This window comes from Enterobacter asburiae, from assembly GCF_008080435.1.
GTDB lineage: Bacteria > Pseudomonadota > Gammaproteobacteria > Enterobacterales > Enterobacteriaceae > Enterobacter > Enterobacter asburiae_C.
In genome coordinates this window covers 413,841-425,299 of sequence record NZ_VRKN01000003.1, presented here as the reverse complement: position 1 = coordinate 425,299, position 11,459 = coordinate 413,841, and the positions used below count along the sequence as shown (strand labels likewise).

At 50.9% G+C, this 11,459-nt stretch carries 7 protein-coding genes; 4 read left to right on the top strand and 3 right to left on the bottom strand.

The window, feature by feature from the left end:
* Together FU672_RS07910 and FU672_RS07905 are read right to left on the bottom strand one after the other, a co-directional pair.
* Positions 1-1,233: an alginate lyase family protein gene (locus FU672_RS07910; protein WP_148242824.1), complete on the bottom strand. Its 1,233-nt coding sequence runs from the start codon at positions 1,231-1,233 to the stop codon at positions 1-3.
* 29 nt (positions 1,234-1,262) lie between these two features.
* Entirely contained in the window at positions 1,263-2,519 is a 1,257-nt protein-coding gene (locus tag FU672_RS07905; protein WP_222848621.1) for an MFS transporter, read from the bottom strand.
* A gap of 424 nt (positions 2,520-2,943) precedes the next feature.
* Here FU672_RS07905 and FU672_RS07900 point away from each other — a divergent pair, with 424 nt between their 5' ends.
* On the top strand, positions 2,944-3,699 hold the full coding sequence (locus FU672_RS07900; protein ID WP_148242823.1) for an oligogalacturonate-specific porin KdgM family protein: 756 nt from the start codon (positions 2,944-2,946) through the stop codon (positions 3,697-3,699).
* A 65-nt stretch (positions 3,700-3,764) separates the two neighbouring features.
* Here FU672_RS07900 and FU672_RS07895 read toward each other — a convergent pair whose 3' ends face one another.
* Positions 3,765-4,481: a GntR family transcriptional regulator gene (locus FU672_RS07895; RefSeq protein WP_148242822.1), complete on the bottom strand. Its 717-nt coding sequence runs from the start codon at positions 4,479-4,481 to the stop codon at positions 3,765-3,767.
* Between the two features lie 170 nt (positions 4,482-4,651).
* Between FU672_RS07895 and mngA the strand changes: the two genes are divergently transcribed.
* From mngA to cydA, 3 genes are all read left to right on the top strand, one after another.
* A complete protein-coding gene (gene mngA, locus FU672_RS07890) occupies positions 4,652-6,559 on the top strand; it encodes a PTS 2-O-a-mannosyl-D-glycerate transporter subunit IIABC (protein WP_148242821.1) in 1,908 nt (635 codons plus the stop codon).
* Positions 6,560-6,580: 21 nt separating this feature from the next.
* Positions 6,581-9,211 (top strand): mannosylglycerate hydrolase, encoded by a 2,631-nt coding sequence (gene mngB, locus FU672_RS07885; protein WP_148242820.1) that lies wholly within the window; start codon positions 6,581-6,583, stop codon positions 9,209-9,211.
* Between the two features lie 677 nt (positions 9,212-9,888).
* Positions 9,889-11,457 carry a cytochrome ubiquinol oxidase subunit I gene (gene cydA / locus FU672_RS07880; protein ID WP_148242924.1) on the top strand — a complete coding sequence of 523 codons (1,569 nt, stop codon included), beginning with the start codon at positions 9,889-9,891 and terminating at the stop codon, positions 11,455-11,457.
* Positions 11,458-11,459 lie beyond the last annotated feature (2 nt).

The window sequence follows — 11,459 nt, the reverse complement described above, 5'->3', positions numbered from 1 at the left end:
TTACTTCACCAGTACAGAGCCTGGAACCAGGATGTTGATATCGGTGTCATTTGTTTTCACCAATGCTGCGGTATTTTTGCGGAAATCATCGTCTTTCCAGGCTCTTGTCGCAGCGAGTAATGGGCCGGTAGCCTCTTCAGGGATGTATTTGATTTCCTGATACGGCCAATTGCTGGCGGGTTTACTTGTTTGCTGGCTGATGAAGGAAAAAGCCTTTTTCATGGTTCGCCCATCAAGTTCGTAATTCCAGACATCGTCACCGGTTATTTCACCGTAGCGACCCATTCTGGCGTAAGCTGCCAGGGCGAAATTGGTGTAGTGGAATGAGCGAGTTCGTTCAAGCTCGGCCGGTAGTTCACCTTTGGCGTTCACCTGCGCGACAAGGTGTCTGTTTTTGAAAATATCAATTTGCCGACGAGCCTGTTTGATGTCACCTGAGAACAATGAAAAGGCGGTAACCTGTGCGTCATACCAGGCGCCGTGATTGTTATACCAGTTTCCCTCTTCCTGCCCGTTAGTGCTGGTTAATAACCATGTGGTATAGGCTGAATACCAGCTTTTGTAACCCTGAACCTCTTTATCAGACAGGAATCCCGCATGGTGCAACAGGACGATACTGTCAGCGACATCTATCAATACGCGCGTATCAATAATGCCAATCCCCCGGCCATTCACTATGCCCGGAATCGCCTGGGCGTAACTGAGGTCAGGATTCATTCTGGTTTTTTTGTTCAGAAACCAGGTATCCAGCATGATTTCTGCTTTTTGCGCATAGCGGGCGTCTGCGCTATAAAATGCGGCAAGCGATAGTACGCGAATATCGTCAGAGAACAGCGCCAGGCGCTTGCTGTCCGTATCGTCTGTTTTTGACGAGGGGTTTATCTGGCCGTCTTTACGAATATAGGGAAGGTGGTCTTTAGTATCCGGATTCGGCCACCAGTAGGGGCCAAAGCTGTAATAGTCATGCTTATTCCCGGATGCCGGTAACAATTTTTTATCCGTTACGCTGTAGGGTTTGTGTTCCAGTGCCAGGTCTGCTTTCTGCAGCAGCTTCTTCCAGGCGGGGGCGTATGTTTGATCTCCGTGTTGAAGGCTTTTTTTGATCTCAAGCATCTGACTGCAATCGTAGGTCAGACAACCGCCATGCAGGCTCTGAAAGGGAGGCTTCCCGGTCGCTGCTAAAGCAGAGGTTGAGAACAACGCACTGATAAGCACAATGTCGCGATTATTCATAAGTCTATTCCTTACGTTCAGGCTATCTCTCAGGCGATTGCCGGTGCGACTTTTACCAAAGGGGCCTTAATCAGCATCCACAGGAACAATGCGCCAATCAAATCGAAGACACCCAGACTGATAAAAAAGATGTCGTAACCTACAACGGCAACCATGGCACCGAGGAAAATACTGAACAGAAAGTTCCCCATACTGCCGGTGAAGGCTGCAAAACCCGTCGCGGTTGCGACTTTTTGTTTCGGAAACAGGTCAGATGACATGCTGATCACGGTAACGGACAGGCACTGGTGGGCGAACCCGGCAATGCAGAACAGCGCAATAGCCACATAGACATTGCTGACAAAACCGACGCCAGCCATCGACAGCATGAGCAGAGCGGCAAATGTAAAAGTGATGCGTTTAGCGTTAACAATATGTACGCCGCGGTTGTGCAGAAACTTCGAAATATAGCCTGCCGCCAGGCAGCCCAGGTCAGCGGTCAGGAAGGGGAGCCAGGCAAACATAGCGATTTCTTTCATGTTCATGTGACGCACCGTCACCAGATAAAGCGGCATCCAATAGTGCAGTGTTCCCCATGCCGGATCGGCCATAAAACGGGGTAAGGAGATTGCCCAAAGGCTCTTATCTTTGATCATGGACATCAGAGTTGCTTTCTCTTGAACCACCTCTATCTGGTCGGCCAGCACTTCTTCATGTTCTTCCTTCAGCAACGCAGGATGCGACTCCGGGGAGCGATAAAGCACTGCCCATAGAATGGCCCAAACAACGCCGATAGCACCTGTGACAACAAAAGACATTTCCCAGTTGTAGTTAACAATCGCCCAAACGACCAGCGGTGGCGCCAGCATGGCACCAACGGAGGTACCGAGGCTGTAAACGCCGCAGGCTAAGCCGCGCTCTTTTGCCGGGAACCACTCGGCGGTCACCTTCATACCCGCAGGATTGAAGGCTGCTTCGGTCAGACCCAGGCCGCCGCGCAAGGCGGCGATCGGGAACCAGGTGTTAAATAATGCCGTCAACATGTTGCATACAGACCACAATGCAGCCAGTACAGCAAAGCTGACACGCAAACCGAATTTATCAATTACAAAGCCGCAGGCGATCCCGCCGATGGCATAGGTGAAAGGAAAGACCGATACAATCCATGAGTACTGCTCGCTGGAAAGGTTGAGCGTTTTCATCATTTCCGGCGCCGCGACGCCGAGCGTGCTTCTTGCTAAGTAGTTAATTATCGTCCCTAGCATGACGAGTGAGATAATGTACCAGCGTAGTTTTTTGATCTTCACGACATCCATCCTGTACGTTGATGATTTATTTAATAAAACATAAAACATGGTTTCATTTTATTGTATGGCCTTGTGGCCATAGCGTTCATGATCTTGATCTCGCTTTTAAAACAATGTTTCATTTTTATTTTGTGGTTTCTTTAAGGATCGCGTCAAGACCATTTTGTTTGTTTTCTGTTATCGTTTTTTGTTTTGAAAAATCTAAAAAATAAATTCATGAAACCTATGTGTATTTTTATTAAGTAAATTTCTCTTATGTTTTTATTTTATCGAAACAATGTTTCGGTAAATTTTATGATGATGATCTTATTTATGAAAATATGTGCGTGATATTTGGTTGTAAACAAATATGATTCCACGGAATTGTTTGTTGACGGTTTTTATTTTCTGGCAAGTGATTTTATATAAAGGATGAATGTCTGTTATGCAAAAGAATCTATTACGTTTTCTTCTTCTGATCGCTGCTGGCTCACCGCTGGTGAGCCATGCGCTAACGTTTGATGTACGTGGTGGCTATAAAACCGGGAGCCACTCCTATGAGTCACGATATAAGATCAGCGAAAGTTGGGCTAACGGCTGGTGGGCCAGTGCGGAGATGGATAATAAAAACAATAAAAATAATGGAAAGGGTACAAATGGCACAGATAAGTCCGACAGTGCACACTCTTTTGGCGATAGTACAACGGACTATAACGAGATAGAGACCAATTATACCTGGCGATTTGCCGATAAATGGAACCTGCAACCAGGGGGGATATATCACTGGAGCAACAAAGGCACGCAACTTCGTCCCTATATTAGGGTCAACTATCTGCCAGGTGCTGACTGGAGTCTCGGTTTGCGTTACCGCTACGATTATAATACCTATGAATCTATTAACGATGAAGGGGAGTCGCATCGTGACAGTGTCAATCGTTTAGACATCTTTGTGGGCTATAAATTTAATAGTGAATGGAGTTTCTTATATCAGGGCACGGCATATAAACATGCCAATGAGAATTATACCTATAAAAATAATAAAACCTGGGCTACGGAGAATGCATTTACCCTGCGTTATAAATGGAACAAATGGTTTAGTCCCTATGTGGAATACGATTATTTGGATCAGCAGGGCTACTACGAAGGCGAAGACAATATGTCTGAGTCACGCTATCGCATCGGTATGACGTTTACACTTTAAACATTGCACTAACGTATTAACATGAGAGCCCGGTTTTGCACCGGGTTTTTGTCATTCATGTACGTTTAGTGTCTGCGTTTCGCCACAAGCGTAAATTTGTAGTCATCGCTTTTGAAGGTATTGCGGCTGTATTCAAATACGCGTCCATCACTGAGGTAGCCGCGGGAGATTTTTTCGAGGACAGGTTTTGCCGCATCGATCCCCAGAGCATTCACGACCTCGGCAGAGGGCATCACGGGAATGACCTCCTGCTCGCTGCGATCGATAACCAGCTTTTTGATCTGTTCAACGTAGTGGTATTTCGAATTCTCCATCACTTCCCAGGTGAGGTCAGGGAACATCGCCAGCGGCATCCACGTTTCTTCCAGATTCACTGGTTTTTGTTTGATAAAGCGGACTCGTTTGACGTGCCAGACTTTATCGTCATGAGCGATATTCAGCTTTTCGGCAAGTTTTGCATCGGCTTTCAGCACTTCGAAAATATTCACCTCGCTGTGGGTATCCACGTTCCGGTCCGCCAGTTTTTCGTAAAAGCCAGTGAGCTGGTAAATGTCGTAGTTAACGCGCTCTTCTTTTACGTAGGTGCCGCTGCCCTGAATGCTCTCGACGATCTGCTCTTCCGTAAGCAACTTCAGCGCCTGTCTCACCGTTACACGGCTAACGTTGAACGCCTCCTGAAGGCTGGATTCCGTCGGTAACGCATCGCCGGGTTTTAACTCACCCGCATTGATTTTCTCGCGAAGCGCATCGGCTATCTGCCGGTACATCGGTTTGTTACCCATAGAATCTGCCTTTCTAATACCTTTTCACGGAATTATGCCTTCAGCTTAAAATTTGTAAATAATACAATTTAAATACAAATTTGCATTGTTAGTGAAAGTGATCACATAAATGTATTGTGTTGCCTGTCACAATTGCCACCAGACAATAACAACTTACGTGTGAGGATCTTATGAACCTGACGACTCTGACCCACACCAGTGCTGTCTGCGTGCAGGCGCACTATGCCAGCCGTGATGAGGCCATTCGCCAGCTTACGATGCGACTGGTGGCGCTGGGCAAAATTACAGATGGCGATGCATTTTTGAAGGAGGTCTTTCATCGCGAGTCGCTCGGCCCCACTGCGCTTGGCGAAGGACTGGCGGTGCCCCATGGCAAAACAGCTGTGGTGAAAGAAGCGGCTTTTGCGGTCGCCACCCTGAGTGAACCGCTGGAGTGGGAAGGTGTGGACGGACCGGAAAACGTTGAGCTGATCTTCCTGCTTGCCATCCCGCCCGCTGAAGCGGGATCCACACATATCCAGGTGTTAACGGAGTTGACGTCTCGCCTGGCGGATGATGCTCTCCGGGGACGCGTGATGGCGGCAGCGACGGCGGAAGACCTGCTCGCTGCGCTGGACGATGTCCCGCAGGAACACGAGGCTGCCGCTCTGGTGAATGCGCCCACCGTCGTCTGCGTCACCGCGTGTCCGGCAGGTATTGCCCATACCTATATGGCGGCTGAATACCTGGAAAAAGCAGGGCGTAAGCTTGGCATTAACGTGGTGGTCGAAAAGCAGGGGGCGAACGGCATCGAAGATCGCATTACTCCTCAGCAGTTGCAGGCGGCGAAAGCGTGCATCTTCGCAGCGGAAGTGGCGATCAAAGAGAGCGAGCGTTTCGAGGGGATTCCGGCGATTTCTGTGCCGGTTGCGGAACCGCTGCGTCATGCCGAAGCGTTAATTGAGCGTGCGCTGGCATTACCATCCTCATCGGGTACGCAGCCTGTCCAGGCAGAAAAAAAGAGCGTTAAGACGGAGCTTAAGCAGGCGCTTCTCAGCGGGATCTCCTTTGCGGTGCCGTTGATTGTCGCCGGGGGAACGGTGCTGGCCGTCGCGGTGCTGCTGGCGCAGATACTCGGCCTGCAGCATCTGTTCGATCAGGAGAATTCGTGGCTGTGGATGTACCGCAAACTTGGCGGCGGTATGCTCGGTATTTTGATGGTGCCCGTGCTCGCTGCCTATACCGCCTACTCGCTGGCGGATAAACCCGCGCTGGCGCCAGGCTTTGCGGCCGGCCTTGCCGCCAATATGATCGGCTCCGGTTTTCTGGGGGCTATCGCGGGCGGGTTGATTGCTGGCTACCTGATGCGCTGGGTGAAAAATCATATTCGCCTCACTACCCGTTACAACGGTTTTTTAACCTATTACCTCTATCCGGTCATCGGCGTATTGGGGGCGGGCAGCCTGATGCTGTTTGTAATTGGCGAGCCGGTGGCATGGCTGAACAATTCGCTCACGGCGTGGCTTAACGGGCTGTCTGGGGCGAATGCGCTGTTGCTCGGAGCCGTTCTCGGTTTTATGTGCTCGTTCGATTTGGGCGGGCCGGTCAACAAAGCTTCGTATGCTTTCTGCCTGGGGGCGATGGCCAACGGTGTCTACGGACCGTATGCCATATTCGCCTCTGTCAAAATGGTGTCAGCTTTCACCGTGACCGCCTCAACGATGCTTGCTCCGCACCTTTTCAAACAGTTTGAAATCGAGACGGGCAAATCCACGTGGTTGCTTGGGCTGGCGGGTATCACCGAAGGGGCGATCCCGATGGCGATTGAAGATCCGCTGCGGGTAATTGGCTCGTTTGTCCTTGGCTCTATGGCCACAGGGGCGATTGTTGGCGCGATGGGGATTGGGTTGTCCACACCCGGAGCCGGCATTTTCTCCCTCTTTTTACTGCATCCTGCCGGGCTGAATGGTGTGGCCGCTGCTGCAGGCTGGTTTGGCGCAGCGCTGGTGGGGACCGCCATCTCCACACTGGTTTTAATTCTCTGGCGGCGTCATGCCGTTGAGCGCGGTAAGTACGTTACTGAAGACGTTACGCCATAAACACTCACACAGGAAACGAAGATGAAAGCTGTATCTCGCGTTCATATCACGCCGCATATGCACTGGGACCGTGAGTGGTACTTCACCACCGAAGCGTCACGTATTCTTCTGGTCAATAATATGGAAGAGATCCTGACCCATCTGGAGCAGGATGACGAGTATAAATATTATGTCCTCGATGGACAGACGGCGGTGCTGGAGGATTATTTTGCCGTCGTGCCTGAAAACCGCTCGCGGGTGAAAGCGCTTGTGGAGCGCGGAAAGCTGATTATCGGCCCCTGGTATACCCAGACCGATACCACGATTGTCAGCGGTGAGTCGATTGTCCGCAATCTTATGTACGGCATGCGCGACTGTATGGCGTTCGGCGAGCCGATGAGGATCGGCTATCTGCCGGATTCGTTTGGTATGTCCGGCCAGCTACCGCATATCTATAACGGGTTTGGCATTACCCGCACGATGTTCTGGCGCGGCTGCTCGGAACGACACGGGACCGACAAAACCGAGTTTCTCTGGCAGAGCCAGGACGGCAGTGAAGTGACGGCGCAGGTACTGCCGCTGGGCTATGCGATTGGTAAGTACTTACCGGAGGACGAAGCAGGGCTGCGAAAACGGCTCGACAGCTATTTCGAGGTCCTGGAAAAAGCCTCGGTGACCAAAGAAATTTTACTGCCCAACGGTCATGACCAGATGCCGCTGCAGCAGAACATTTTCGCGGTAATGGATAAGCTTCGTGAAATCTATCCTCAGCGTCAATTTGTGATGAGTCGGTTCGAAGAGGTGTTTGAGCACATCGACGCGCACCGCGATGAACTAGCGACGCTGAAAGGGGAGTTTATCGACGGGAAATACATGCGCGTTCACCGGACCATCGGCTCCACGCGCATGGACATCAAAATCGCCCATGCGCGTATCGAGAACAAAATTGTCAATATCCTCGAGCCGCTGGCCACACTTGCCTGGACGCTGGGTTTTGAATATCACCACGGTTTGCTGGAAAAAATGTGGAAAGAGATCCTCAAAAACCACGCTCACGACAGCATCGGCTGCTGTTGCTGCGATAAGGTGCACCGCGAGATTGTCTCCCGCTTTGAACTGGCTGAGGACATGGCTGACAACCTGGTGCGTTTCTATATGCGCAAGATTGTCGACAACATGCCACAAAGCGACGCCGATAAGCTGGTGATGTTCAACCTGATGCCCTGGCCGCGTGAAGAGGTGATGAACACCACGATTCGGCTGCGCGCCAGCCAGTTCCGACTGCGCGATGAAAAAGGCAACGAGATCCCCTATTTCATTCGCAGTGCGCGCGAACTCGACCCTGGTCTTATTGACCGGCAGATTGTCCATTACGGCAATTACGAACCGTTTATGGAGTTTGATATTCAGCTCAGCCAAATACTGCCGTCGATGGGCTACCGTACGCTGTTTATCGAACCGAACGTGGCCGGGAAGATGCTTTCTGTGGTTAAAGACACCGAATCCTTACTTGAAAATGCCTTCTGGCAGATTGACGTAAATGACGACGGCACGCTGCGCCTGCGCGATAAAGAGACCGGGCTTATTTATGACCGCGTACTGGAAATCGAAGAGAGTTCTGATGATGGCGATGAGTACGACTACTCGCCTTCGCGGGAAGAGTGGAGACTCACTTCAGCGCAGGGCGAATATCAGGTTGAGGTCACGCACGAAGGCTGGCAGAGCAGGGCGGCTATCCGCCATCGGATCGCTGTTCCGGCTAATCTGGCCGAACGCGCGGCGCGCCAGCGAAACGGCTATCTCGACGCTGAGTTTGACATTACGCTTAGTCATCACAGCAGACGCATTGATGTGGCGGTGCGTCTGGATAACCAGGCCGACGACCACCGCGTTCGCGTACTGATCCCAACGCCGTTTACGACTCAGGAAGTGTTAGCGGACACGCAGTTTGGCACGCTCACTCGCCCGGTGCAGGACGCGGCGATGGCGACCTGGCATGAGGAGAGCTGGAAAGAAGCGCCGGTTCCCGTCTGGAATTTACTCAACTATGCCGTACTGCAGGAAAAGCGAAACGGGCTGGCGCTGTTCACCGAGGGACTGCGTGAGTTTGAAGTGGTGGGCGATGACAAAAAAGCATTCGCCTTGACCTTGTTGCGTGGCGTGGGGCTACTCGGGAAAGAAGATTTGCTGTTGCGTCCTGGCAGACCTTCGGGGATCAAAATGCCTGTTCCTGACTCTCAGGTTCGCGGGCCGTTAACCTGTCGCTTTAGCCTCTTCAGCTTCAGTGGCATGCCGGAAAACGCGGGCGTCGCGCAGCAGGCTAAATCGTGGTTAACGCCGGTGCAGTGCTATAACAAAATTCCCTGGGATGCGATGAAACTGAATCGCGCGTCGTTTATCACGCCGGAAAGTTACAGTTTGTTAGCGCTTTCGCCAACGGGATGCGTGCTCAGTACGCTCAAAAAGGCTGAAGATCGTGATGAGCTCATTCTGCGCCTGTTCAACCCTTCGGAGTCCAGCGCATTTGACACGACGTTATCCATGAATCCGACGGTGAAACGGTGCTGCGAAACGGACATGAATGAACGGATAATGGATCGGTGTGAAGGAGAGGGCATTGTCGGGGCATTCAGGCCGGGGCAGTCACGAACCTTTAGTATTCTTATCGCCTGAACCAGTGATACGAAAAAGGCTGCAGAGAGGGCGGCCTTTTTTCATTAAATAGTCACATAGCGGTGTTAACTTATGGGGTGTCAAAAGTAAATTAAATGTAATTTCGAAGGGTTGCATGAATGCAATGGAAAAATAATCTGGCCCGACTACGCTTTATTGTTTGTCCCTCGTCGAAAATGATGCTTTCTTTAGCGCTAATTAAAATCACTTCTGTTTATATTTTTTCCCGTCTTCGATAACCAATCACATCTTTGCATGTACATATCATTAACATGGTTTTTACCATTCTCACCATGATTAAACATGGTTAACATTAGCGTTTGTTTTTGATTTAAATCAAGGTTTAATTCTTGGAAAAAGGCACGGAAAAGCGCTAAATTGTCCCCGATCAAAATGGCTGAAAAGTGGTAATTTTGCTATAAATTGATCACCGTCGAAAAACGTAAATGTGATTCAATAAAAACCTGTTTATTGTAAGGGTTTTGCAGCGTATTATATTTGCGGGATCAATTTGAGTTTTTTATTAACGTATTTGTAACCTCACGTCATCGTTTTTATCCTCTTTCAGGGTAATAACGACGACAAGGATGCGAATAATTTGTATTGGGGCATGCGTGTGGATCTCTTTCTGACGGGGTTCACTCTCGGAGTCTTCATGCGATGAGCAAGGAGTCATGATGTTAGATATAGTCGAACTGTCGCGCTTACAGTTTGCCTTGACCGCGATGTACCACTTCCTGTTTGTGCCACTGACGCTCGGTATGGCGTTCCTGCTGGCCATCATGGAAACGGTATACGTTCTCTCCGGCAAACAGATTTATAAAGATATGACCAAGTTCTGGGGCAAGTTGTTTGGTATCAACTTCGCACTGGGCGTGGCAACCGGTTTGACCATGGAGTTCCAGTTCGGGACTAACTGGTCTTACTATTCCCACTATGTAGGGGATATCTTCGGTGCGCCGCTGGCCATTGAAGGTCTGATGGCATTCTTCCTCGAATCCACCTTTGTAGGTCTGTTCTTCTTCGGTTGGGACCGTCTGGGTAAAGTCCAGCATATGGCGGTAACCTGGCTTGTGGCATTAGGTTCGAACCTGTCCGCACTGTGGATCCTGGTGGCGAACGGCTGGATGCAGAACCCTATCGCGTCTGATTTCAACTTCGAAACCATGCGTATGGAGATGGTCAGCTTTGCCGAGCTGGTCCTGAACCCGGTTGCGCAGGTTAAATTCGTTCACACCGTCGCTTCTGGCTATGTGTGCGGCGCGATGTTTATCCTGGGTATCAGTTCTTACTACATGCTGCGCGGTCGTGACTTCGCCTTTGCTAAGCGCTCCTTTGCTATCGCTGCAAGCTTCGGTATGGCTGCAATCCTCTCCGTTATCGTTCTGGGTGATGAATCCGGTTACGAAATGGGGGACGTGCAGAAAACCAAACTGGCCGCCATCGAAGCCGAATGGGAAACCCAACCGGCGCCTGCTGCCTTTACGCTGTTCGGTATTCCGGATCAGGACGCGCAGGAAAACCACTTCTCCATTCAGATCCCTTACGCGCTGGGTATCATCGCCACTCGTTCTGTTGATAAGCAGGTGACCGGTCTGAAAGAGCTGATGGTTCAGCACGAAGAGCGTATCCGTAACGGTATGAAAGCCTACTCGCTGCTGGAACAGCTGCGTGCTGGCTCTACCGACCAGGCTATTCGCGACCAGTTCAACAACGTGAAGAAAGATCTGGGTTACGGTCTGCTCCTGAAGCGTTATACCCCGAATGTTTCTGACGCGACGGAAGCGCAGATCCAGATGGCAACCAAAGACTCGATTCCACGCGTTGCGCCTCTGTACTTCGCATTCCGTATCATGGTGGGCTGCGGCATCATCATGCTGCTGATCATTGCGGCGTCCTTCTGGTCCGTGATTCGCAACCGCATCGGCGAGAAAAAATGGCTGCTGCGCACCGCGCTGTACGGTATTCCACTGCCGTGGATCGCTATCGAATCCGGCTGGTTTGTTGCGGAGTATGGCCGTCAGCCATGGGCGATTGGTGAGGTGCTGCCAACGGCGGTAGCGAACTCGTCCCTGACAGCGGGCGATCTGATCTTCTCCATGCTGCTGATTTGTGGTCTGTACACCCTGTTCCTGGTGGCTGAACTGTTCCTGATGTTCAAGTTCGCGCGCCTTGGCCCAAGCAGCCTGAAAACCGGTCGCTATCACTACGAGCAGTCCACTGCGACTACTCAGCCGGCACGCTAAGA